The 24,632-nt window shown below is 70.4% G+C and carries 21 protein-coding genes; 5 read left to right on the plus strand and 16 right to left on the minus strand.

The features are described 5' to 3' along the window. Positions 1-16: 16 nt before the first annotated feature. Positions 17-637: a DedA family protein gene (locus AC5RWQ_RS06430; RefSeq protein WP_494281807.1), complete on the minus strand. Its 621-nt coding sequence runs from the start codon at positions 635-637 to the stop codon at positions 17-19. A 163-nt stretch (positions 638-800) separates the two neighbouring features. Between AC5RWQ_RS06430 and AC5RWQ_RS06435 the strand changes: the two genes are divergently transcribed. The 4 genes from AC5RWQ_RS06435 (at position 801) to AC5RWQ_RS06450 (ending at position 7,643) form a co-directional block, all read left to right on the plus strand. Continuing rightward, complete coding sequence (locus tag AC5RWQ_RS06435) at positions 801-4,973, plus strand: SpoIIE family protein phosphatase (protein ID WP_494281808.1); 4,173 nt, start codon at positions 801-803, stop codon at positions 4,971-4,973. A gap of 61 nt (positions 4,974-5,034) precedes the next feature. Continuing rightward, a complete protein-coding gene (locus AC5RWQ_RS06440; RefSeq protein WP_494281809.1) occupies positions 5,035-5,751 on the plus strand; it encodes an HD domain-containing protein in 717 nt (238 codons plus the stop codon). A gap of 69 nt (positions 5,752-5,820) precedes the next feature. Further along, positions 5,821-6,369 (plus strand): hypothetical protein, encoded by a 549-nt coding sequence (locus AC5RWQ_RS06445; protein ID WP_494281810.1) that lies wholly within the window; start codon positions 5,821-5,823, stop codon positions 6,367-6,369. A 149-nt stretch (positions 6,370-6,518) separates the two neighbouring features. Continuing rightward, the gene (locus AC5RWQ_RS06450; RefSeq protein WP_494281811.1) at positions 6,519-7,643 is read left to right on the plus strand and encodes a hypothetical protein; all 1,125 of its coding nucleotides are present in this window, start codon (positions 6,519-6,521) and stop codon (positions 7,641-7,643) included. Between the two features lie 110 nt (positions 7,644-7,753). Here AC5RWQ_RS06450 and AC5RWQ_RS06455 read toward each other — a convergent pair whose 3' ends face one another. The 3 genes from AC5RWQ_RS06455 to AC5RWQ_RS06465 all read right to left on the minus strand — a co-directional run bounded on the left by AC5RWQ_RS06455 (position 7,754) and on the right by AC5RWQ_RS06465 (position 9,068). Beyond that, complete coding sequence (locus AC5RWQ_RS06455) at positions 7,754-8,212, minus strand: HNH endonuclease (protein WP_494281812.1); 459 nt, start codon at positions 8,210-8,212, stop codon at positions 7,754-7,756. A 21-nt stretch (positions 8,213-8,233) separates the two neighbouring features. Beyond that, positions 8,234-8,686: a hypothetical protein gene (locus AC5RWQ_RS06460; RefSeq protein WP_494281813.1), complete on the minus strand. Its 453-nt coding sequence runs from the start codon at positions 8,684-8,686 to the stop codon at positions 8,234-8,236. 142 nt (positions 8,687-8,828) lie between these two features. Next, positions 8,829-9,068, minus strand: a complete 240-nt coding sequence (locus AC5RWQ_RS06465) for a winged helix-turn-helix domain-containing protein (protein ID WP_494281814.1) — start codon at positions 9,066-9,068, stop codon at positions 8,829-8,831. 315 nt (positions 9,069-9,383) lie between these two features. Between AC5RWQ_RS06465 and AC5RWQ_RS06470 the strand changes: the two genes are divergently transcribed. Next, positions 9,384-9,662: a DivIVA domain-containing protein gene (locus AC5RWQ_RS06470; protein WP_494281815.1), complete on the plus strand. Its 279-nt coding sequence runs from the start codon at positions 9,384-9,386 to the stop codon at positions 9,660-9,662. Positions 9,663-9,906: 244 nt separating this feature from the next. Here AC5RWQ_RS06470 and AC5RWQ_RS06475 read toward each other — a convergent pair whose 3' ends face one another. The 12 genes from AC5RWQ_RS06475 to AC5RWQ_RS06530 all read right to left on the minus strand — a co-directional run bounded on the left by AC5RWQ_RS06475 (position 9,907) and on the right by AC5RWQ_RS06530 (position 24,580). Further along, positions 9,907-10,254: a DUF3024 domain-containing protein gene (locus AC5RWQ_RS06475; protein ID WP_494281816.1), complete on the minus strand. Its 348-nt coding sequence runs from the start codon at positions 10,252-10,254 to the stop codon at positions 9,907-9,909. A 28-nt stretch (positions 10,255-10,282) separates the two neighbouring features. Continuing rightward, complete coding sequence (locus AC5RWQ_RS06480) at positions 10,283-11,752, minus strand: plasmid pRiA4b ORF-3 family protein (RefSeq protein WP_494281817.1); 1,470 nt, start codon at positions 11,750-11,752, stop codon at positions 10,283-10,285. 150 nt (positions 11,753-11,902) lie between these two features. Continuing rightward, the gene (locus tag AC5RWQ_RS06485) at positions 11,903-12,028 is read right to left on the minus strand and encodes a hypothetical protein (RefSeq protein ID WP_494281818.1); all 126 of its coding nucleotides are present in this window, start codon (positions 12,026-12,028) and stop codon (positions 11,903-11,905) included. 159 nt (positions 12,029-12,187) lie between these two features. Next, the gene (locus AC5RWQ_RS06490; protein ID WP_494281819.1) at positions 12,188-12,859 is read right to left on the minus strand and encodes a response regulator transcription factor; all 672 of its coding nucleotides are present in this window, start codon (positions 12,857-12,859) and stop codon (positions 12,188-12,190) included. Positions 12,860-12,873: 14 nt separating this feature from the next. Further along, on the minus strand, positions 12,874-14,136 hold the full coding sequence (locus AC5RWQ_RS06495) for a sensor histidine kinase (protein WP_494281820.1): 1,263 nt from the start codon (positions 14,134-14,136) through the stop codon (positions 12,874-12,876). Positions 14,137-14,213: 77 nt separating this feature from the next. Continuing rightward, positions 14,214-18,404, minus strand: a complete 4,191-nt coding sequence (locus tag AC5RWQ_RS06500; RefSeq protein ID WP_494281821.1) for a golvesin C-terminal-like domain-containing protein — start codon at positions 18,402-18,404, stop codon at positions 14,214-14,216. A 165-nt stretch (positions 18,405-18,569) separates the two neighbouring features. Continuing rightward, entirely contained in the window at positions 18,570-19,013 is a 444-nt protein-coding gene (locus AC5RWQ_RS06505; RefSeq protein WP_494281822.1) for a peptidoglycan-binding domain-containing protein, read from the minus strand. 1,168 nt (positions 19,014-20,181) lie between these two features. Next, positions 20,182-21,204: a methyltransferase gene (locus tag AC5RWQ_RS06510; protein ID WP_494281823.1), complete on the minus strand. Its 1,023-nt coding sequence runs from the start codon at positions 21,202-21,204 to the stop codon at positions 20,182-20,184. Further along, the gene (locus AC5RWQ_RS06515; protein ID WP_494281824.1) at positions 21,201-22,145 is read right to left on the minus strand and encodes an aminotransferase class V-fold PLP-dependent enzyme; all 945 of its coding nucleotides are present in this window, start codon (positions 22,143-22,145) and stop codon (positions 21,201-21,203) included. Before AC5RWQ_RS06515 ends, AC5RWQ_RS06510 begins: the two co-directional genes overlap by 4 nt. Before the next feature lie 182 nt (positions 22,146-22,327). Next, entirely contained in the window at positions 22,328-23,056 is a 729-nt protein-coding gene (locus AC5RWQ_RS06520; protein WP_494282028.1) for a tryptophan 2,3-dioxygenase family protein, read from the minus strand. Between the two features lie 288 nt (positions 23,057-23,344). Then, positions 23,345-24,001 carry an NERD domain-containing protein gene (locus AC5RWQ_RS06525; protein ID WP_494282029.1) on the minus strand — a complete coding sequence of 219 codons (657 nt, stop codon included), beginning with the start codon at positions 23,999-24,001 and terminating at the stop codon, positions 23,345-23,347. A gap of 12 nt (positions 24,002-24,013) precedes the next feature. Beyond that, positions 24,014-24,580 (minus strand): hypothetical protein, encoded by a 567-nt coding sequence (locus AC5RWQ_RS06530; protein WP_494281825.1) that lies wholly within the window; start codon positions 24,578-24,580, stop codon positions 24,014-24,016. Positions 24,581-24,632: the final 52 nt, after the last annotated feature.

Genomic DNA, 24,632 nt, shown 5'->3' on the forward strand with positions numbered 1-24,632 from the left:
GGTGCGGCGTAGTCGATCATGTGTCGGTGTCGCGGCGGGCCGCGCGGCGGTTCCGCCAGAGCCGGACGGCGAGCAGCAGCACGACCAGGGCGAGCAGCGCCTCGCCGCCCCAGCCCAGCCGCCGCTCCAGCAGCCGGTACGACGCCCCGAACAGGTAGCCCAGCACGGCGACCGTCACCGCCCAGAGCGCGCCGCCGGTCAGGTTGGCCAGGGTGAAGGTGCCCTGCGGGATGCCGCTCATCCCGGCCAGTCCGGGCACCAGGGCGCGCAGCGCCGCCACCCACCGGCCCAGCACCACCGCGACCGCGCCGCGCCGGCGGACCAGGTCCAGCGCCCGCTGGAGCTCCCCGGAGCGGACGAACCGGCGCGGGGTACGGGCCAGCAGGCGGTGGCCGTACCGGCGGCCGACCAGGTAGCCGGTCTGGTCGCCGAGGGCCGCGCCGGCGAGCGCGGCGAGCGCGACCGCCCAGAGCGGCAGCCGGCCCTCGTGGGCCAGTACCCCGCCCACCAGCACGGCCAGCTCACCCGGGACGACGAGGCCCAGGAAGGTCGACGCCTCCAGCGCGGGCAGCGCGAAGACCAGCGCCAGGACCAGGGCGGGCGGCAGCGCCACCAGCACGTCCAGCACCCGGCCCACCCGCCGATTGTCGCCCGCGGGGACCGCCGTCGGGTCGGCTGGACCGAACCGGACCGATGATCACGCTCCCTCCCCAGGAGTGGACCCGACGCCGAGCGGGGACAATGGGTCCGTGGCAGGCGCAGCTCAGCGCGCCGTCAGGAGGAAATCGGGGGGACGGGACGTGACAGGTGACCGGGCCGGCGCCGTACCGGCGAGCGGCAGCTCGCCGGTGGACGAGCTGTTCCCGGGCACGGACCCGACCAGCGCCGCGCACCGGGCGAAGGACTGGGCGGCCAACCCGCTGGGGCCGGTGGAGTCCTGGTCGCCGGAGCTGCGCGCGGCGGTGCGCACCGTCCTGCCGTCGAAGATCCCGATGCTGCTCTGGTGGGGGCCCGAGCTGGTGCAGATCTTCAACGACCCCTACACCGGCATAATCGGCGAGAAGTTCCCGGCCGCCGTCGGCGAGGCCGGCGCGGAGTGCTGGGCAGAGGCGTGGGACACCCTCGGCCCGCTGACCGAACAGGTGCTCAGCGGCGCGGGCGCCACCTACTCGCAGAACCAGATGCTCTTCCTCGAGCGGCACGGCTACCGGGAGGAGACGTACTGGACCTTCTCCTACAGCCCGGTGCACGACCAGGACGGCAAGGTCATCGGGATCTTCGTGGCCACCAGCGACGTGACGGGCCGGGTGGTGGGTGACCGCCGCCTCGCCCTGCTCCGCCACCTGGGCGAGCTGTCGATCGCCGAGGCGGACAGCCCCGGCGACGCCACCCGGGCAGCCGCCCGAATCCTCGCCGGCAGCCGCGCCGACCTGCCGCTGGGCATGGTCTACCTCCGCGAGGACCGGCTTTTCGACGACGAGTACGAGCAGCCACCGTCGCCGAAGGCCGGCGACGAGCTGACCCTGGTGGCGTCGTTCGGTGCCGCCGTGGACGGCCCGGCCGACGGGATGCCCGCGCCGGAGCGGCTCCCCGAGGTGGCGGAGGTGCTGCGCACCGGGCGGCCGGTCCGGATCACCGGGTTGTCCCGACGCCACCGGACCACCGTCCCGGGGACCGACGTGCCGGACGGGACGCCGGTGGACGACGCGGTGGCGCTGCCGCTGGTGGCGACCGGGCGGGCCCGGCCGGTCGGCGTGCTCGTGCTGGGAGTCAGCCCGTACCGGGAGCTGGATGAGCCGTACCGGCACTTCCTCGACCTGGTGGCCAGCCGGGTCTCCACCGCGCTGACCGACGTGCTGGCCTACGAGGCCCAGCGCCGCCGGGCCGCCGCGCTGGCCGAGCTCGACGCGGTCAAGACGGAGTTCTTCACCGACGTCAGCCACGAGCTGCGGACCCCGTTGACGCTGATCACGGGACCGGTGCAGGAGAGCCTGGCCGATCAACGTGACCCGCTGCCGCCGGCCCAGCGGGAGCGGCTGGAGCTGGTGCAACGCAACGCCGGCCGGCTGCGCAAGCTGGTCAACGACATGCTGGACTTCGCCCGGGTCGAGGGTGGCCGGCTGGAGGCGGAGCGGGCCGCGACCGACCTGGCGGCCCTCACGGCCGGCATCGCCGAGTCCTTCGACCACGCCATGCGCGAGGGTGGGCTGGCCTACCAGGTCGACGTCGCACCGCTGCCGCACACCGCGTACGTGGACCGCGACATGTGGGAGAAGATCGTCGTCAACCTGCTCTCCAACGCCCTGAAGTACACCCTGGCCGGCACCGTCCGGCTGCGCCTGCACGGCGACGACGAGGCGGTCACCCTGTCGGTCAGCGACACCGGGGTGGGCGTCCCCGCCGATCAGCAGCCGCTGCTGTTCCGCCGGTTCCACCGGGTGCGCGGCAGCGCTGGCCGGTCGATCGAGGGCACCGGCATCGGGCTGGCCCTGGTGCAGGAGCTGGTCCGGCTGCACGGTGGCGAGGTGGGGGTCCGCTCGGTCGAGGGCGAGGGCTCCACCTTCACCGTCCGGTTGCCGTACGGCCGGCAGAGCCCGACGACGGGCCGGGGGGCGCCCGCGGGGCCGGCGTACCGGCAGGCGGCCTACTGGGCGGCCTCGACGGACGACGGACGACGCGCCGCACCCGCCGCCGCACCCGTCCACGCGCAGAGCGTCCCCACCGTGCTGGTGGTGGAGGACAATGCCGACCTGCGGACGTTCCTGAGCGGGCTGCTGGCTCCGCACTTCCGGGTGGTCACGGCGGTGGACGGCCGGGACGGGCTGGAGACGGCCCTCGCCGCACCACCGGACCTGGTGCTGACCGACATCATGATGCCCCGGCTGGACGGCTTCGGTCTGCTGCGCGAGCTGCGGGCGGACCGGCGCACGGCGACCGTGCCGGTCATCGTGCTCTCCGCCCGCGCCGGCGAGGAGGCGGCGGTGGAGGGGCTGCGGGCCGGCGCCGACGACTACCTGCCCAAGCCCTTCTCCTCGGACGAGCTGCTGGCCCGGGTGCGGGCGCACCTGGAGCTGTCCCGGCTGCGCAATCATGAGGCGACCTGGCGGGCCGCGCTGATCGACTCGTTGCAGGACGCGTTCGTGGTGGTGGAGCCGGACGGCACCCTGGTGGAGGCGAACGAGGCGTTCTGCCGACTGGTCGGCGCCGAGCGGCTCGACCTGCCGATGCACCCCCCGCACGTGTGGTGGCCGGACCCCGAGCGGGAACCGGACGAGCTGGCCGAGATCACCCAGGCGTTGGCGGACGCCGCCCGGGCCGGACGCGGCCGGGTGACCCTGCCGCTGCGGCACACCGACGGGCACCGGATCTGGGTGGAGGCGGTCCACAACACGGTTCGCGAGCCGCGCACCGACCGCCGCCTGCACGTGGCCACCCTGCGCGATGTGACGACCGAGGTGGGCACGGCGGCCCGCAACGCCGCGTTGGCCGCGCTCTCCGCCCGGCTGGCGGGTGCCACCGACCTCACCGAGGTGCTCGACGCCGGCCTCGCCGAGCTGGGCGAGCTGGTCGGGGGCGCGCGCGGGATCGCGGTGGCGCCGGACGGCGCCGGGACGCCGGTGGTGGTCAGCGTCGGGGTGGCGGACTCCGACCGGGTACGGCGGATCCTCGCGGGGTTGGGGCCGGACGGGGAGCCGTACCTGACCCGGGACGACGCGGGCCGGGTGACCGGCCTGGGCGCCCGGATCGAGCCGGGCACCGCCCCCGCCGGAGTCTGGTTGGAGCTTGATCCGCCCCGGGCGTTGCCCACGCTGGACCGCCCGCTGGTCCGGCAGCTCTGCGGCGCGCTGGCACAGTCGCTGGCCCGGGCCCGGGCGTACGAGACGCAGCGGACGGTGGCGCTGGCCATGCAGCGGGCGATGCTCGGCCCGGTGGACCTGCCGGCCGGTTTCGCGGTCCGCTACGAGCCGGCGTACCGCCCGCTGGAGGTCGGCGGCGACTGGTACGACGTGGTCCCGCTCCCCGGCGACCTGGTCGCGGTGGTGGTCGGCGACTGCGTGGGCCGGGGCCTGTCCGCGGCGACCGTGATGGGGCAGCTGCGCAACGCCTGCCGGGCGCTGCTGTTGCAGGCCAAGGGCCCGGCGGAGGTGCTGGCCGCGCTCGACGACTTTGCCCGGACGGTCCCCGGCGGGGGCAACACCACGGTCTTCTGCGCCATCATCGACCGATCGCTGGGGGTGCTGCGCTACTCGTCGGCCGGGCATCCGCCGGGCATCCTGATGCACCCGGACGGCACCGCGGAGATGCTGGACCGGGCGGGGTCGGTGCCGCTGGCCAGCGTCGCGGTGCGCGGCCGACCGGAGGCGGGCGCGCAGCTGCGCGGGGGCTCCACGCTGCTGCTCTACACCGACGGTCTGGTGGAGCGGCGACGCGAGCTGATCGACGCGGGCATCTCCCGGGCGGTGGACAGCCTTTCCGAGGGGCGGCAGCTGCCCGAGGGCGAGCTGGCCGACCGGATGGTGCGCGACCTGCTGCCCGACGTCCGCGACGACGACGTGGCGGTGCTCGTCTACCGGCACCGCGAGCCGGCGCTGTTCCACGCCGCGCTGGCGGCCGACCCGGCCCAGCTCTCCCCCACCCGGGAGGCGCTGCGCGCCTGGCTGACCGGCCTGGGGGCCGGCGAGTCGGACGTCGAGGCGGTGCTCATCGCGGTCGGCGAGGCGTGCGCGAACGCCATCGAGCACGGCTACCGCTTCGCGCCGGGGGCGACCACCACGGTACGCGGGCGGCTGCGCGCCGACCGGCTGGAGATCGAGGTGACCGACACCGGCGGCTGGCGGGAGTCCCACTCGGAGGGAACGGAACGGGGCCGCGGCCGGCTGATCATGGCGCGGCTGATGGACCAGGCGCGCATCGACGGCACCCCGGAGGGGACGACCGTCCGGATGGTCAAGCGCCTGTCCGGCACCGCCTGACGCCGTCGGGTCGGTGACCGTCGGGTCCGGCAGGTAGTGAAGATCCGCTATAAGTGATGCCATGGACTTCCCGCCGTACCTGGCCACCATGCCGATGCACGCGATCACCGAGATCCACGGCGAACCCGGCCTGCTGGAGCGGTTCCGGCTGGAGATCCGGGCCTTCGACCCGGCTGCCCGGGACCGGCTGACCGCCGCGCTCGACCTCGCCGCCGAGCTGCACCGCGACGACCGCCGGGTCCGCGAGCCGTACCTGAACCATCTGCTGCGGGTGGCGATCCGGATGATGCACCACTACCAGGTGCGCGACGTGGACGTGATCGTCGCCGGGCTGCTGCACGACGCGGTGGAGGACCACCCGGACGAGCTGGCCGGCCCGGTGGCGGCCGATCCGACCGCGGCGGCGCTGGCCGCGCTCGCCGACCGCTTCGGCCCGCGGGTCGCCCGCCTGGTCGGCGCGGTCACCAATCCGGCGTACGACCCGGAGCGGGACCGCAACGCCCAGTACCGGGAGCACGTGGCGGCGAGCCTGGACCGGGAGCCGTGGGCCCGGGTCATCAAGGTCTCCGACTTCACCGACAACGGGGTGGGCGTGGTCTACAGCGCCGGCCCGAAGGTGGCCCGGTCGGCGGCGAAGTACCGGCCGCTGGTGCCGGTCTTCCGCGACCTGATCGCCCGGCCGGACACGCCGCTCTCGCCGCCGGTGAAGCGGCACATCTTCGCCCAGCTTGACCTGGCCGAGGAGCGGTTCAGCGCGATCCTCGACCAGCCAAACTGACATCGGCGCGCACCACCCGGGCCGGCCCGGACCCGCCGGGCGATCCGGAGCGCGACCGGGGATGGCAGCATGTCCGCTGTGGACTGGATGCCGTTGCTGAGCACGGGAGCGGGTGCGGTCATCGCGCTCTCCGGCACCTTCCTGGTCGACCTGCGGCGGGAGCGGGACACCCGGTCGCGGGACCGGGAACAGGAACGCTGGCGCACCTGCGTGGACTTTGCGCTCGCTCTCGCCACGGCGCACGGCCTGCTCCGCACTCCCACATCCGCGGACGGCGAGCCGGGCGCCGACCGGGCGATGACGGAGTCCGGGGCGTACCAGGCCCGGGAGCGGCTGCTGATGTCCGGCACGCCCGAGCTGGTGGCGGCCGGCGAAATCGCCTTCCACCGGCTGATCCGGATGCGCAAGTTGGTCCGCTCCGGCGGGGACCTGCGGTCCGACGAGGGGCACGACGCGTACCACGAGTTCGCCGAGGCGCTGTGGACGTTCCGGATGGGGGTACGGCGACACTTCGGGCACCGGACGATCGCACCGGGGGTGCTGGACCGGGTCGACTGGTCGGAGCGGAACGAGTGCACGTACTGCGCGACAGCCAGCCGGCCGGATGGTGAGGGTTAACCGGCCGAGGTATCGGCGCGGCAGCAAGCCGTCCACCCGGAGTGCGGCTAACAGTCCGCATAAGGGGCATTTGTCGAAATAATTGAATGGCCAGCTCTGGCGTGGGGGCGACTGCCGACAAATCGGTCAACCCCTGGTTACGGTGAGGAATGGCCGACGACGCCGCGGATGCCTCACCGACAACGGGCCCTTCGCTGTCCGACGCGGTCCCGCCTGCGGGCTCCCCGGCCGGCGGCAAGTCCAACGCGGCTACCCCCGTTGGAGAAGCGGAGCCCCGGGACGGGGCCGCCGGAGTGGATCAGGTCCACGATGGGGGAGCTCACCTGACCGACGACTCCAGCGCGGAGTCAGCGTCCCCTGGCCGTTGGCGACGACTCGGCAACCGGTCACTGGCGCTCTGGGAGCGTCTGCTCAAGATTCGGACGGATCTGGTCAAGCTCTGGGGAAGCATGCTCGACGCTCTCAAGGAGGAGGACCATGCAGCGGTCTGGCAATCATCAACCCCACTCGGTCGACGCGCCGAACGGCGCTATGCGCCAGCGCCGCTCCGGGTCTCCGCTCAGGGTCATGTGTACGACTTCACCATCCATGCCAGTTTCACCTGGTCATCCGACCGCCTCCGGCAGGAGACGCTGAGCGGCTACGCGCACTACTACATGCCCGACGTCGTCCTGAGGCTGACGCACCTCGCGGCAGAGCGCGCCGGCAACTTCGCGCCGCACCAGGCGGCGGACCTGCAAGCGGACCTGCAGCGGAGGCTCGCCAAGAAGTGCCCCTGGCGCTATGACCGAGGCGACGTGGTGATCGAGTGTCAACCCCATGTCCGCGTCGAGCTCGACGAGCGAGTCAAGCAGCTCGTCATGCCGTACTTGAAACAGCGGATCAAGCTCGACTGCGAACTCAACGTGGCCCTGAGGCGGGCGAATCACTTCGAGCAGCTCAGTTTGCGGTGGCTGACGATCCTGGAGAAGCCCGTCGACGGATCCGTTGCCGGCGGTGCGGGGCAGGCGGCGAACAAGGATCTGGCCCAGGCGGTGCGGCGCATGGTCGCCGAGCACAAGGCCGCCTTGCAGCGACTCAAGGACCTGCTGGACGAAACGCTGCGCGACAGCGACATTTTCACGAGAGCCCCCTCGTTCGACTTGCCTACCAAGCCACGCCAGCGGCAGGCTCAAGAGACTTCCGAGCGGCCAGGCGGTCCGACAGCGTCAGCACCTGGTGGTTCCGCACCGAACCCTGGTCGATCTGATGAGGGCTCGTCCGCGAGCGGTTGAGGTGTGCCCGGGCGGTTAGGACGGCCGATCCCGAGTTTCAGAGGCAGGCGCATCTGACAGGCGAGTGGGCCGCAATGGTGGGAGCCGGTGCACTGGCTTCGCCTGCATGTTCATGCGGCCTTGTACACGGTATCGAGGTGCCATTCCAGGAACTCACCGTTGGGCCGGTCACCACGCCGCTGCGGAACAGCTATCTGCGTTCCCGCCTTGGCGTAAAACTGGTCGCCGTTGCCGAACTCCCTGCGCAGTCGCGGACTGACCATCAGTCGGTACTTCGGATCCACGCCCAGGTAGCCCCGGTCGAAGAGGATGTGGACGTCCGACTTGAGCAGCAGCCCGTTGTCCAGGCGATGCTCGCCGCCCTTGGGCAGCGGTCGGATATGAGCGGCCTGCAGCACCGGCTGAACCTTGTTGCCGGTGATGGCGCAGCGTCGACCGTAAGCCCCGAGCACCACAGCCTTGAACGACTGCTGACCCAGGCGCTGCGGCACCAACCTGGGATCGCCGTACACCGGCCCCGGACGGTGCCAGGGCTCGCTCAGATCCAGCTCGGCCGTCGTACCGATCAAACGGTGGATCAGCAGGTCGAACTAGCCTGCCGAGGATCCGTCGGCAAGGTCGTAGGTCTTGCCCTGCACGACGTTCGACGCGAATCCAGGCGGTGGCGGGACGGTGGATTCGTCCGGGAAGAACGTGGTGTCGCGGACAAAGATGCAGCCAATGACCGGGTCCTCGTCGGGACCGATCGTCTGCTTGCGGTACCGGCCGACGCTACGACGCATTTCATCGAGGCCGGCGACACCATTGGCTTCGCCGAACAACTCCCATGCTTCGGAGATCCGCAACTGAGTGAAGCCACTGAAGAAGCCGCCGCCGACTACCCGGTTGAGGGGATAGTGAGCCTTGAAGAAGAAGAGCTCGCCGGGGGTGAGCGCACGAAATCCGCCGCCTGACGGTCGCCAGAAGTTGACCTCGTTCAGGCTGGGGCGCGCCGCCAGGAAGCGGTACCACTTCTCGTCCGTCACCCCCACGAATGCCTTCACGTCGGCCAGAGTGCACCGGAGTTGATCTCGTCACCACCGCCCGAACGGTCAGGACTCCACTTGCGATGACCGACCGTTCCCGGACCGACGTCTCTCAAGCTGTCGCTCGTGCACCCCTGTGGCGAGGCAGCCGTAGGGGCGATCAGGGCTCGCGCATCCAGGTCTTCGGATCGGTGATGAAGATGCCCTTGCCCTGCTGCCGCCGGATCACGCGCAGCGCTTCCAGCCGCACGTAGACCATCTGGATGGTCGACGAACTGACTTCGAAGCGGTCCGCCATGTCAGCGATCGAGGGTAGCTTCTCCCCCGGCTGCACCTTTCCGCTGCGCAGGTCCTCAATGATCTCGTCGGAGATCCGGATGTAGTCCGGTGTCTGTGGCATGGCGCTCCTTGCGTGGCACGCCAATTTGATCACGACACGCACCGGCGGGACAACCAAGCGTTGCATCCTGCTACTTAGGCATATATGTTTGATCGTGAGCTGCTCCTCGCGTGGCAACGAGAACGGCTCATCCCCCCGGTCGGGGCGGGTGTGCGTGCCCGTCCCGACCCACCGGACTGCTCCGCTGTCGTACCGCTGATCAGAGCTGCGGCGGCGGAGCGGGCGGGCCGCCCGCGGCCGGCATGCGGACGGCCCGCCCTTCCAGACCCACCGAAAGGACCTTCCCCGCTCCCGCCTGCCCCGGAAAGGACCGACGTGGCCCAGGTGTATCGAGGTGGCCAGCTCTACGGGACCGGTCACCCGGCCCGGTTGACACCGCACGAGGTGCGGACCCGCGCGTTCGACCCGCGTCGACGCGGCGCCGACCCCGATCAGGTACGCGAGTTCCAGGCCCAAGTGGCCGACGAGCTGAACGACCTCCACCAGCGGGTACGCCTGCTCAGCCAAGAGAACGACCGGCTCAAGCGGGCGCTGCGCGACTGGCAGACCATGCACGCCCGCGAGTGCCGGCCACCCAACGAAGGCCCCTGGTAGCCGTGCGACCGGAACCGGGCGACCTGCTCCGGATCGACGGCCGCGCCTCGGTGCAGTTCGCCGGCGACCGCGCCCTGACCTTCCGCGTCGCCTCGGTCTGCGACCGCCCGACGTACGCCGGCTGGGTCTGGCTGACCGGCTACGTCATCAACCGCCGAGGCCGGGCGACCGCCAAGCGTGAGATCTACGTGCAACTCGCCGGCCTCACCCGGGCGATCGACGCCGGCGGACCCCGAATACCGGGTCAGCCCCAGAAGATACCGGTCGGGTCCCGGTCCACTGCGTCGAGCAGGACCGTGACGTTGGCCGAGGGCGGGGCCAGGTCGTAACGGTGGAAGCGGAGGTTTCGGTCCCGCCAGTACAGCTCCCAGACACCGGTCGCCCTCGTGTAGCGCAGCCGGGCGACCGGGAAGCTCGTCCACTCCGGGCCGATGTCCGGGCTCCAGGGCGGCCGGCGCTCGACGATGGTGAGGTGCCGGGACGCCTCCTCGCACTCCACCCGTGCCTGTTCCCGCATCTGTTCCGGGACGTGCTGGTCGCACCAGCGCCGCACCGTCGCCACGTCCTGCTCGGGAAGCCCGCTTGCCGCCATGGCCCCAGTATCGTTCTGCCGCCGCGCGTTACCGCACCCGCCGCAGGGCCGCGGTCACCGCTTTCGCGTCGAACCGGGCCGGGTCGAAGCTCGTCGGGTCGTCCAGGCCCACCCAGTCCAGCCGCTCCTGGTGCTCGGGATGCGTGGGGTCGGTGAGGATCTCCACCAGCTCGGCGTACCCCCACACGCCGCCGCAGTCGTCCGGCGGCGCCGCCCGCCGCCCACCCGTGCACCGCGGGTAGCTGACGGACGCTTCCCGGTCCAGGGCCTTCTCCACCAGGATGTCGTGTTCCCAGTCGTCCCCGAAGTCGTACGTGTAACGCAGCTTGTCGCCCGCGGCCGGCGCGACCTGTTCCAGGGTGACCCGCGACGCGGCACGGTAGCCGAGCTCGGCGTCGGGGCGGCCGAAGCTGCCGTATGGGGTCTCGAAGACGTGCAGGTGACTGTCCGACCAGCCGAAGGCGACCTGGATCAGCCCGTGCAGCCGGGCGAGGCTGACGTCAGCGGGCACCTCGAGACGCCGCCAGATCGGCGGGCGGGCGCCCCGCAGGCTCACCTTGACCTGATAGATCGGTGCCGGGCCGTCGGACTTCTTCCGCTTCGCCGGCAGGGTGGCGAAGCCGCGCCTGGCCGCTGCGACACCGCCCCGCGACGCGCCCAGGAGGTCGAGCAACGCGGAGATCGACGTCACGTCCAGTTCGCCGTCGTGCCCACGGCCGCGCTTGCGTTGCCGAGGCACGGGTAGCGTCCGGATCCAGCTGCGCAGCAGCAGGGCCAGCGTGGCGTAGCCGGGCCCGTCCTCGTCGACGAGTTCGTCCAGCGCGTCGGGGTCGTCCCGATCGTGGTCGGCGCGGGCGTCCAGCGTGTCCTCCACCGCCCGCCGGAAGTCCGGCGGCCGCAGCTTCTGCTCCGTGACGTCGACGCCACCGGCCCGCAGCTCGGCCAGGAGCGCCGCACGGGCCTCGCCCCACCGGTCCGCATCGATCAGCAGGATCTCACCCGCGCCACCGCAGTCGCAGTCGTCCACGGTGACGGCCACGACGTGCGACCGACCGGCCCGTTGCACTCTCGCAGCCAGCAGGAACGGAAACCCCGCCGGGTCGGCGAAGCGGCAACACTCCTCCACCGCGACGGGGGCGTCCAGTTCGGCGAGCCAGGGCGGCGCGGTCACGCCGGCATCGGCGAGTCGGCGGGCCGCGTCCGTCGCGGCCCGGCTGACCTCGCCGTCGGTGACCGAGCCGATGCCCGCCAGCATCGCCCGCGCCTCCGGGGTGCGCCTGGCCTCGAACGTGGGCAGGAACAGGCCCAGCAACGCGCGGTCGAAGTCGTCGCCCACGGCGGCCCCGACGGCCAGCAACATCGAGGCGGCCACCTCCACCTCAACGGGCTCCTGCATCGCGTCGATGTCGACCGACTGCGCGAGCAGGTCGTCGACCTGCCCCGGCACTGCCGGCGCCCCGGTGCAGTACGGGCAGTCACACTCCTCGGAACCGCTCACCACGACGAGGGGGGCACCACCGCGTACCGACCGCCGTTTCGCATCGCGGCGCCGGCCGCGGCTGACTGGACTCACCCGGCCATTCTGCCGCATCCGTCCGGCCCGATCACGACGGCGGCACGGTGTGCCACGCCGGGCGCGGCCGCCGGATCAGGACGCGGCCACGCCACTCCGGTGGGCGTTGACGACCCAGGCGTCCGGCAACGCGATCCACTCGTTGTCGCACACCCGCACCACCGCACCGTCCAGCTTCGGCAGCAGCGCCGGATCCTCCATCGGACAGAGCACCCACACGCCCCCGCCCCACCCCGCGCCGCGTCGGCCAGCTCGTAGAGCCGGTCCATCGCCCGGTAGCGGGCCAGCACAGCCGCGTCGTGCAGCAGCATCGCCCCCGCCTCGGCCGACATGTGGTGAGGCGGTGTCCGCGCGTCGTGGCTACCCCGACCCTGTCCTCCACCAGTTGGTTGGTGTGCCCCCGTCCGGCCAGAACTCGAGCAGGTCGCCCGGCGCAAGCCCGAGCGCATGCTCGATCTCAGCAGGCGTCGCAGATGCGAGGTAGTCCGACAACGTCTCAGTGATGTCTTTCCAGTATCCGCGCAGCGTGCTCTCGGCCGTGAAGAGGCGTCTCGCGAGTTGGCCGTAGCTGAATCCACGCGCGCGACCGTGCAGCACCTGACGCTGCCGATCGGTGAGCACCGTGATCGCCTTGCGCCGCACCAGCACCTCGAGGAGTGCGATGACCGAATGTGGGATCACCGTTCCTCCAGCGGCGACTTCGACGAAGTTCTGCTGTGCCGCGGCGGCCGACACCGACTTCGACACGATCCCGTGTGCGCCCGCCGCGATGCAGGCCGCCAGGACGAATCGACGCTCCTCCTGGCTGTAGACGCAGACCCGGTACCCGCCCTCGGTCAACGCGCGGATCGCGGCGATGCCCTGCCGCACATCGGGCTGTGCGGCGTTGGCGAGGTGCAGATCGAGGACCACCAGATCGGCCGGAGGGCTTCTTCGCATGAGCTCTTCCACCGTGGGGAAGGCCGCCACGACCTGGATTTCGGACATCAGTATCGCGATCGACTCCCGGATGACCGAGGCGTCGTCAACCACGGCGACCGCTGGCCTCACGACGCCGCCCGCGCGCGCTTGCCGAGCGGGCCTGGGACAACCCGCGCCGCGTACGTGATCGTCACCGTCGTCCCGTCCCCCACCTGAGAGTTCACCGCCACGGAGTACCCCTCGCGCTCCAGTTCGCCGACCACCACCTCACGAAGGCCGATCCCCTGGCTGGCCGACGTCGAGTCGAAGCCGGACCCGTTGTCGTTGACGGTCAGGATCCACGACCCGTCGGGCTCGGCGTCGAGGTGGACGACGACCATTTCGGCCTTTGCGTGCTCGCGGACGTTCAGCAGCAGGCTGTCCAGTGCTCGCGTCACGACCTCGACCTCCGTCGGTGTCATCCTGATCCCCGTGCCGAGATCGAGTGCGAGCTCGATCGGCAGATCTCTGAACCTGGTACAGGTGCGGCGAACCTCGTCCGCGAGTGAGGTCGCGTCCGCCTGCGATGGAGGTGGGTCGGGACGACCGGCGGGTTGCGTCGTCGTGTCGGGCGACGACTGGCGGCTCAGGTAGGCCCGCATTCGCCGTAGCTCCACCTCCGCGTGCTCGAGCAGGCGTACCCGGGTCGTGTCCGGGAGGTTGGGCTCGGTGAGGAGCCGCATCACGGCCACGCCGTTGTGCATGAGGACCTGGGCGCGGCGTTCCTCCTCGCGGCGGGCCAGCTCAGCCGCGACGGCGCGGGACGCGTCGGCGTCCCGCGCGATGCGCCGCATGAACGTGCTGAACATGCGGCACACCAGCGCGTAGACCACGAACGTCAGCTCGTTGCCGATGACCGTGGTGAACCCCGGTCCCTGCAGGGCGGCGCCGGACACATGGACCACGTAGCTGCCCGAGACGGCGAGCAGGCCGACGGCCAGCACGACCGGTGACCTCGCCCCGATGGCGGTGATGATCACGGACAGCGCGTTTCCCGGCTGGAATCCGACCCAGGTGCCCACCCGGTCGTCGGGACCGACGACCAAGGGCCCAACGAGCATCACGACGCTCGCGAGAGCGAAGTCCGCGAGAATGTAACCGGCACCCAGTGGCCGGCCCTTCACCAGCGACGCGACGCTCACCGCCAGTGCGGTGAGCGTCGCGGCCAGCCAGGTCGTGAGGTAGAGACCTGGCCGTGAGGACGACTGCATCCCCACGTAGAGGGTCGGGACCATCTGAGCGACGGTGCCCAGGCGGACGCCGGCGATGAAGATCGTGAACGCACGCTCCACGCCGGCCGTCGTGGTGGGCAGCGCGCCGAACCTGTTCCGGGCGACGTACAGCCTCATGGCTCTCCTGATCCGCGCGGTCGCGCTCTCCTCCGACCGGTCCGTGGCGGTGCCAAGATAGCCGTGCGGCCGTGGCACTACGGGCCCAGGCTCGGCGGGATCGGGTTCCACGGCACGTTGGGCACCGGCGCGGCCAGGGCCGCGTTGATCCCCGCCGCGTACGCGGTGGTGCCCTGGTCGTTCGGGTGGAACGAGGCCATGCTCGGTGAGTTGTCGCCGTCGCCCTGCTTCGCCAGCGCCAGCCCGTTGATCCAGTTGACGCCCAGCACCTCGCAGGCGTCGTGCCGGCGGAACTGGTCGTCGACGGGGGCGAACGTCACGTTCAGCCCGTCGGTCGCCCACAACTCGAGGATGAGGTCTCCCTGCTTGCGCGTCAGGTACGCCTGCAGCGGAAGGATCTCGTTCAGCTCCCACGGCTGGACCCAGCAGGCCTCGGCCTCGTCGATGTTGAACACCGTCGGGTACGTCGCGAGCACGATCTTCGCGTTCGGCGCCTGAGTGTCGATCTTGCGCAGGAGCTTCTCGGTGTCGGGGATCGTATGGTCGTCGAGCTGGGGGTACACGGTGTCCCAGATCGCGAACTCCTGACACATCGGCAGGCTCACGCAGTCGGTGAGCACCTTCGAGAAGAGATCACCGTCGTTTCCGCCGATGGTCAGGATGACGTAGTCGGTGTCCGCGCTCAGGACCCCGGAGTAGACCTGCGGATACTCCGACCACTGTCCCTTCCCGTGGTATGCGTCGGGGTCGTTGGGATCGGGGGAGACGCGGGCGTACCAGGGCACGGTCAACTGCTCGGTCACCGCCCCGGAGCACGCGACAAAGCCCAGTTCGACGGCGGAACTCCACTGGTCCTCCAGCGCGCCCACCGACTGGCTCATGCCGGGCATCACCAGCTTCCGCGCCCACGCCTCGGGGCTGCGCCGGCACGAGTTCTGCCATTTCGGATCGCCACCATCGGTGTTGGTCTCGGCGTAGTAGCCCGCCGGCCCCGTGTCCGCCGGGTCGCCGGTCCCCTCGCCCGACGCGTAGGAGTCGCCGAGGACGGCCACCTTGACGGGTTCGCGGGTCAGCGGCTGGAACGCGACGGCGTCCCACGCGACGTTCTCCGTCCCGTCGCCGTCGAGGGTGACGTTCGTGAGGCTCACGCTCGGCACACCGTTGAACTTGAACGCGCCCAACGAGACCCAGTTGTTGGCCTGGCGCTTCTGGTTGAGGTAGCGCACGGTCGAGCGTCCGTCGCCCAGGTGGATCGTGTACTTGGCCTGCTGGGTCCGCGCACCGTGGTCGGGCAGGTGCACCGCCACGCGCATCCAGCCGTACGCGGCACGGTTCAGCGTCCAGGTGCCGACCGCCTCGAGGCGGTCCTGCGTCCCGCCGGGGCTACCCGACCTGGTGTGGCCGAAGATGAAGCGCCCGCCGAAGCCGGCGCCGAGCTGATGGACATCGACCTTCGACGGCATCGTGCCGTCCGGGTCGCTGGCGAAGCTCATCGTGAAGGAGCCGTCGCTCACGATGTCCGCGCACGGGCGGACGGAGGGCACGCCGTTCAGGTCGTTGTCGACGATGTACGCACCCGGCGGCGCGGCATTTCCCGACGCTGAGGCGCTGCGGCTGCAGTTCGGCGGGTACGCGGTGCCGTTCGCCTCCTCCTTCCAGTCCGCGGGGAAGCGGATGAACTCGTACCCGCACTCGACGCTGCAGTCCTTCCACTTGGCGGGACGGTTGTACCAGCAGCGATAGTCGGGGATGCCCTGATAGGTGCTCAGACACGGCCCGGGGATTTCCGGGGGTGCCTCTCCATCCCACGGGAACGTGCCGACCAGTTCCTTGGCGCACCGGTTCGTCGTGTCGCAGAAGAGGTCCATCGGAGGCTTCACCGCCAACCGGTAGCCGTCGCCGTTCCACCAGGCGCCGCGGAACGCCGGCACCTCCTTACCGGGCGCCTCGTACAGCCCAATGGGCCATGCCGCCCAGCCCATGACCCGCTCCGGGTAAGGCCACCAGTTCGGGTGGACGGCGTCGATGAAGTGGTTGTCGTGCAGGAACGGCCAACGCTCGGGGTCGTACTTGGGGTTGGCGGGGTTGTTGTGCCAGCCGACCCCCCAGGCGCCATTGTTCTTCGCGGCGTCGGACTGCGGGTAGAAACCCGAGTTGTACGCCCAGGCGGCGTAGAACCAGTTCTCGATGTTGCGCGGATTGCCGTTGTTGATGATCAGGCCGGCGTTGTACGTCTGGTTCCACTTCTGCACGAGGATCTGCAGTCCGGCGGCGACGTTGGAGGCGTAGTCCAGCGCGATCGCGTGCTGCTGCTCATACGTGCGCTCGCCGATCCGCATCCCGTCGGTCACCTGCATCACGCCGTATCCGCAGTCCGCGTCGGCCATGGAGATGTCCCAGTCGTCGCTCTCGTCGTTGTTGTAGATGTCGATGCCGTAGTAGTTGCCGATGAGCGGGTTTCCGGTGACGCCGGGCATGGCGTATCTCGCGGCCTGCCACAGGTTGGATTCCTGCATGGCGATGCCGAGGACGACCTGCGCCGGGACCTGACTCGTGGGCCAACCAGCGATCGCCGGGGTGGGGAAGAGCGCCAGCGGCTTGGTGCTTCCCAGCTCGACCCGGGTGCGCCAACCGTCCACACCGGTGGGATTCCACAGCGCGTCGAGGTTTTTCGTGACTGCCTGGTTCACCGCCCATTCGACCTGCCGCGGCTTCGGCTGCATGGCCTGCCGTCGGTGGTCGTTGCGGGCGACCGCGCAGGAACGTTCACCGGCGGACTCGGGAAGGTCGTCGCCGACCAAACTGCTCGACGCGGTCGTCGTCGACGCGAGGTTCAGCGCCGGCGAGATCTCGTCTCCGGGTGTCACCGGCGCGCGTGCCGGGGCGCCGGCGCCACCGGTGCCACGCTTCGCGCTGTCGGTCGGGGTGCCGGCGACCGGCGGAGACTTCCGATCGGGCGCGGTCCCGGCGGTGGTGGGGTGGGCCAGGTCGATGCCCAGCCGGACCGTCTCGTCGGTGGCCGGGACGGTGAGTGACAGCTCGATGGGGGCCGTCTCACCCTCGGCCTGCGGGACGCGCCCATTCTTCCAGTCGATGTCGTGGACGAAGGCCGCGGCCGTGGTGCTGGCGCTGGCGCCCGGCGCGACCTCCGGGACGTGCTTGAGATAGCCCGCCGAGCCTCGGACCTTCGCCGCGCCGAGAATCGCGACCGTGCCGTGCGCGGCCGGGGCCAGACTGAAGTCGCCGAAGGCTCCGCGGGCGACCTCCGTCGGCCTGGTCACCGTGGCGTCGTCGGTGGAGGCGGACCGGGGCGGGCCGCCCCACGCGAGCTGCTCGCGGCTCAGGCGCAGCGCGACCAGTTCGTCCCGTGCGGGCGATCCCGCCGCCAACGACGCGCGCTTCGCCGCGCCGCCCGGTGCCGCCGCCGGAATTCGGTCCAGGAGCACCACGCCGCCGTCGGCGTCCGCGGTCAGCCGGAAGGGCACACCGGTGGTCCTGGCGACGGTCGCGACCGCGCCGTGGTCGTCGACCCGCACGACGTGGGCGCCCTTGGCCGCGGCGATCCTGGTCCGACTCAGGGGAATCGCCGACGTCACCTGCCCGTCGAGCTCGACCGGCTTCGCGCCGACCGTGCCGCGGCGCGCGTCGACGACCGCCAGCCGGGTTCGCCCCTGGTCGTCGCGTGCTTTCGCCTGGGTCAGCACGGCGAGGTCGTCGGCGCCGCACCCGGGGTTGAAGTAGGCGAGGGAGGCGGTGACGCCCAGCTTGGTCACCTTGCCGGTCCGGAGGTCGACCACCGCGGTGAAACCGCCCCGGTCGTAGAGGTCGGGCTTGTTCGCGAACGAGCGGGGCGCGTACACGGCGACCACCTTGTCGCCCGAGGAGGTCAGGCATGCCTGCCCGATCCACTGGTCGACGTCGACCAGGCTCTCCCGCAGCGTCGCGACGACTCGCCACTCGTATCCCTCGGCCGCGTCGGCCGTGAGGATGTGGAACCCACGCCCGTCGGCCGTGGTGGCCCAGGCCACGTCGGCCGAGGTCTTCCAGCCCGGAGCGAGGACGCGGTTACGGTTCTGCTCCGGAACCGCCCGCGGTGCGAGCCCTTCGCCCGGCGACTCGGACTGCCGGCCGCCGGGCGTCGCACTGCTCCGCCCGTCGTCGGCGGGCCGCGCCGCCTGGGCGGACGCGGCGGGAATGCTGAGAAGCGCGGCCACGAGCAGCAGTGCGGCGTGCCTGCGGGCGCGGACAACCGTGGGACGGGTCTGCATGTGCGTCTCCGGGGGGTGGGAGGGCTACGGGGGCTCGCGTTCACGCCGTCGAGGTGCAGGTGGCAGGGGGTTCCGCCGGTCGGCCGATGACCGCCGTGGAGCGAGGGGACGAGCCGCGTGGGTGCCGGACCGACGGTCGCCGGCCCGGCACCCACGCACCGGCTGTCAGAGTCCGTACCACCCGGTACGGATGGCCTGGTCGAAGCCGCGCCAGGTGTTGGGGCCGGGGATACCGTCGATCAGGCCCTGGTAGCCGCCATCTCGGGCGATGAGCTGGATGCCCATGTAGGTGTACTTGCCGGGGATGCCGTCGATCGGGCCGCTGTAGACATTCTTGGCCGTCAGGTACGACTGGACGCCCTTCCACGTGTTCACCCCGGGGTACCCGTCGGCAGGTCCGGTGTAGCCGTAGCGCGCCGCCGGTCCGGCCTGGACGCGGCACCACATCGGCATGTCGGTGGAACTCCCGCTGTACGTCATGACGTACATGTTGTTAATGCAGTACTGGGTGATGCTGGAGTTGGCCGCCTGGGCCGGCTGGGCGAACGCCAAGCCGGCGAGCGACATGCTCAGCGCGACGGCGACCGCGGGGATTCGCTTCGATTTCATCGTGTTCCTCTCCGAGAACGTCCACATGATCAGGCTCTGCGACCGACGAAGTGCTGCGTAAGGGATTCCCGCGGGCACCTACAGTGTCGGCAACCTCTGATTCCTCGCGCTCTGTGCGATCTTGATGACCCGCGCTTCGTGCGATCGACCTGGAATAGACGCTAGTCATCGTGTGCGGTCGCCCGCACCCAACGAATCCGCGAAAACCGCGGCGGCACCACGTCCATGGCGGCGACGGCGCCGCCAACGGAGGGCGCAGCACATGTCCGGGCATCGGCGATGCCCCGGCTGTCCGCCGGTGGTTGTCGCGGCACCGCAGGCCCGCGGACTCAGCTGAGCGATGGAGTTTCCACACCGCATCGCACGGCGTGCGATCACGTCTCGGCCAGGTTCGCGCGGTTCCGGCCGCCCAGCGCGCGCGGGCGTATGGCGTACTCCGTCGACGCCGGCAGCCGGAGGCCCAAAGCGAAGGTGGGCACGTACGAAGACGAGCGGGGCCGCCGGCGGCACGCATCCTGGGCAGGTCCAGCAATGCCGCCACTGGTCACACAGGAATGAGGCGAGATGGCCCTGCAACCGACTCCCCAAGCCCCGCCATCGGCTACGTCGTCGCCGACACGATCCTGCGGCGGGACGCGAAGGACACCGCGGTCGGTGGGGCGACGGCCGGACTGCCGCCCGTCGCGCGGAGCGCGTCACCGAGCATCAGCCCCAGCACGCAGCCCCGCACGGCCGGGCCTCGGTGCAGTTCGCCGGTGACCGTGCCGGGCGTTCCGCGTCGTGTCAGTCTGCGACCGGCCGACGTATGCCGGCTGGGTCTGGCTGACCGGCTACGTCATCAACCGCGCTGGCCGGACCACCGCGAAGCGCGAGGTGTACGTCCAGCTCGCCGGCCTCCACCGTGCCCCGGCCCCAAGGACCGCTTCGTCCTCCCAGGACGCCGCACCGACTCTGACCGGCGAAACGAAGACCCGGGCGGGGATGGGTGCAGTTGAGGGCCGTCCGATGCCGATCAGCGCACCGTGGTGCCCCGACCTGCTCCCCCGACCCGGGCTTTGCACCGGGCTGCTGCCGGCCGGCTGCGGCCGTGATGGTCCCGCAGGTCGCGGGGCTGGACGTTTCGGGAGCGCGGGCCGCGATGGCGACTCATCGGTCCCGCAAATCGGCATCAGGGTTTGGCGGCCGTGATCAGCTCGAACCGGCCGGGCAGTACCTCGATGTCGTGGAAGCCGACCCGCTGCAACAGATTCGTGTAGAAGGTGATGTCGCGCAGGCGACTGGAGCAGGTGTCGACGCCGATGAGGAAGTAGGACCAGAAGAACTGTGTCGCGAGCCGTTCGGGCGTTCGGAACTCTTCACAGATGAGCAGGCGGCCGTGGCGTGGCAGCGCGTTGTAGGCGTTCTCGACCAGGCGGCGAGCGGTGGGGGCGGGCCAGTCGTGCAGGACGCGGACGAATCCGAGGCTGTCGTAACCCTGGGGCAACGGCTCGGCGAGGAAGTCTCCGCCGACGAAGCCGAGCCGAGGGCCGTGACCCGAGCGTACCCGGGCTTGCTCGACCAGCGGCCGGACGGCGGGCAGGTTGTAGACGTCAACGGTCAGGTCGGGGACATCGGTGAGCAGATGCGTGGCGAGTGTGCCGTCGCCGCCTCCTACGTCCAGCAGCCGGCGGTGGTCGGACCACAGCCGCTGCGCATGGGTGTGGAACGTCTCGATGATCGGGCCCAGTCCGGCCGCCATACTCTCTTCGAACTCCGCGATCTGGGCTTCCGTCTTCGGCGGCCAGGCGAAGTCGTCCTCGGTAATGCCGACTCGACCGCGGAGCGCTTCATCGAGCCGGCCGTGCAGCTGCCGCCACGGATACTTGTCCCGGTCCCGTTCGATCGCGTCCGGCCCGACAACCTCGACAGCAGCGGCTTTGAGCCCGTAAACCGCCCGGTACTCGGCGTCGTTGATGTCATCGGTGTATTCGTCACGGAACACGAACCCGAGGCTCTCCAGGCAGTCGAGGAGCTTGTAGAGCCGGCCGGGTCGCAGATCGAAACGGGTGCTGAGGTGCGCGAGCCGTACCGGGCCCGGCTCCAGCGCGTCGAGCAACCCGATGGTCAGGGCGGTTTCCAGGACGTCCATGGCCTTGGAGCCGTTGGCCAGGAGGCTCATCAGTGCCCGGGGGGAGAGCTGGCTTCCGGTCATCGGCCGATCTGCTCCAACTCCTGTTCGAGCGTATCCATGAAGGCGTCGATTTCGTCGAGGGTGTTGTAGATGTGCGGGGCTACCCGCAGATTCCCTCGCCAACTGCAGATCATCCGCCGCGCGGCGAGGCGCCGCTTGACGGTCTCGCCGTCGGGGATGTCGAGGCAGACGACGCCGCCGCGGTGCTCGGGCGTGGTGGGGCTGAGCACCCTGATGCCGGCGGCGTCGGCCCGTAGCAGTATTCGCTCGGTGCATCGCAAGGAGTGCTCGCGGATCGCGTCGATGCCGACGCCGGCCAGCAGATCAAGGCCGACCCGGGAGATCAGGGCGGTGAGCGGGAAGGGCGTTCCGCCGGCGAAGCGGCGGGCGTCCTCGGCCCAGCCCGTGGCGGGCAGGAAGGTCAGCGGATTGTCGCCGGCCAGCCATCCCGTCGCCGCCGGTCGCAGGGTGGGCAGCAGTTGCGGTCGGACGTAGAGGAAGGCGGTCCCGACGCCGCACATCCATTTGTGCGCGCCGCCGAGGGCGAAATCGACGTCGAGCGCTGCCACGTCGAACGGGACCGTGCCGATGGTCTGGAAGGCGTCGACGACGACCAGCGCACCGACATCGTGCGCGCGTTTGACCAGACGGGGGAGGTCGATCATGGCGCCGGTGGCGTAGCTGGCGTGCGGTACGCATACCAGGAGGGTCCGTTCGTCGATCCGCCGCTGCAGGGCATCCTCGTCGAAACCGGGACCACCGCGGCCCACGACATCGAGTTCAGCGCCGTACCGGCCGAACGCGCGCCAGATAAAGGGCACCGTCGGAAACTCCAGGTGTGTCGTGACGATCCGGTTCCGGGGCGGGCGGTAGTCGAAGCAGGAAGCTATCCGCCCCAGCAGGGTGCTCACGTTGGCGTCGGTGACGACACTACCGGGCGGCCCGCCGATGAACGCGGCCACAGCGTCAGCGTACGACTGCAGTTCGCTGAGCCACCCCTCCCACACGTCATCTCGCCAGGCGCAGAGTGTCTGCCAATACCGCCCAAGAACAGCTTCCGTCGCGCGCGGCACGGCGCCGGTGGAGTTGCTGTTCAGGTAGACGCAACCCTCGAGGACAGGGAAGTGGGCACGCAATCGCGTCGTCATGCCGATACCCGGACGTCGCCGCGATCCGTACCCGGCGCGAAGCCGCCCTCGCCTCGCCACCCGACGGTGAGCTGATTACGCACCGCCCACAACGATCGGAACAGTGGCTGAGTCATCCGTCCCACGAGGACCTGGGTCGGCACACCATCCAGCGCCTCGACGTCGCGGCCCACCCCGATTGTCCGGCGCACGAGCATGTAATGGGCGAACAGCCACGTCTGGTAGCCCTCGTCGAGATCAACCAGCAGCTCGCAGACTCGCTTCAGTTCCGGGCTGCCGCCAGGGACGTAGATCTCGGCGAGCGTAACGGCGCGCCGCGCCAGCAGCCGGTCCAACGCCTCAGCGACGTACGAAGCCGCCACCCGCACCGCGTTGTAGCCCGGGGACTCCTGCCCGCTGCCATTACCGAGATGCCGCCGAATCACCTGGTACGTGTCCGGCGTCAGCGTCTCCAGGACACGAAGCTCATCGGCCAGGCATCGGATGATCCGCCCGGCACGGTCCAGCCGGGCCGATACCTCCCACATACCATCGCCATCGAGATCACCGACCATCTCGGCCAACTCGTGCGCGAGCAGCTTCAACCACAGCTCCTGCGCCTGGTGGACGACCTGGAACATCAGCTCGTCCGGGCTGACGAGCTCAGACCTCGGGGTCTGCAACCGCAGCAGATCGGAGGTCCTCAGATAGACCTCGTAATCGAGCTTTCCCTCCCCGACCCACACCTTCAACACTGGATTGAACAACGGCCGACCGAGCGTGCTATGCACGTCCCCTACAACGGATCCCGGAACCGGTTCGCTCACTCGGCGCAGCCTCCCGTCACATCGGTGATCGTCTCCCTAGGCATCGGCTGCCAGAGAACCAAAGAACACGGACGGTGGCCAGATCTTTACGAAGCGAGGTGGCTCACACGGGCTAAGCATTGACGACGACGTATCAGGTGACCACAATGGACGAATCTATCGACCGCCGCGCGGCCCCACCTCGTTAGGCCCTGTGGGCCTGTGGATTTAAGGGTGTTTCCGGCCTGACCCGCCGGGCTTCGTGCCTGGTGAGGAAGGTGCCGTGATGACGACACTGGACGGCGTGACCGCGAGGAAGAAGAAGCCGTAGCCGTCAGCGGAGGCAGCCGTCGCGGCCGAGCTGGTGCGCCTGGCCAAGGAACAAGGCTTGCCCGGCTGATGGCCGGGCGCCGGCTCGGGGCCGTAGATGCCGTGCAGATGGTGGTCGGAGAGCTCGACCTGCAGCCCCGGCTTGGAGAGGAACACCGCCGCCTCCACGAAGGGGATCCTGACCGGCTTGCCCGCGCGGCGGGCGGCGGCGACCTGGAGCAGCGACTTGAGCTTCTTGGCCTTCATGTCCGCGAGGTGCAGCGGGTTGTCAAAGGTGCGGGTGCCGCTCGGCCCGTGCAGGATCCAGTTGGAGCCGCTGGAGACCAGCCGTCCGTTCAGACTCTTGATCTCGATGAGGTAGGGCCCACCCGGGCCGGCGACCAGCAGGTCCACCTCGTAGGGGTGACCGGTCTGGGCGATGAAGGTGAAGTTCGACCAGGCCCGGAAGGGCTCGGTGTCCGGCAGCAGCGCCTGGACGTGCGCCAGCGCCTCCCGCTCGTGGGCGAACTGCGACGGCGTGATCGTCGTCCACCGGCCCCCCTGCCTGCGGAAGATCCTAGGCCCAGCTCAGCAGGAGTCACACGTGCCGCTCATCGGAAGCTGAACAAAGCAGGTCGGGCAGACGGGCCGGGGAGGCTGCGGGGCCTGCGCGCGACGACGCTGGACAACTGCCTGAAGCCTCGACGCCAGTGCTGGCATGCCGCCACCCGCCGGCAGCGCCGCGCCGAATTTGCGGTAGCAGGCCAGTCGGGAGACGGCAGCGTGCTCCTCCCGCGCCATCTCGTTCTCCGGCGCTGGTTCGCCGGTGACCCTGAGTACCTCCTCGTACCCGCCGCCTACCATGCCGTCCTCGAGTCGAACGACGAGCGCGGACAGCGGGGGGTCACCACGACGTCGCGCTTCGCGGATCACCCGGTTGAGGACCTCTCCGATCCAGTTCTGCAGAAGCGCGGACGTCCGGATAGCGGAGGCAGCAAAGAGCCTGTCTCGAAGTTCGCCGTAGGTGATGGTCGCGTGGTATGTCCGGGCGACATCGATCAGAAGGGGATAGGCGTGGCATGCCCAGATGTCCCACGCTTCCCGGGCGCTGATCGGTTCGCCGTCTTCCCGCCAGTACCCACGCTGCTCCGTCACGTCTGCCCCTCCCGGCCACGGTCGCGTGACACGTGCGAGAGAGTACGGCCGC

The sequence above is a fragment of the Micromonospora sp. BS32 genome, assembly GCF_059089345.1.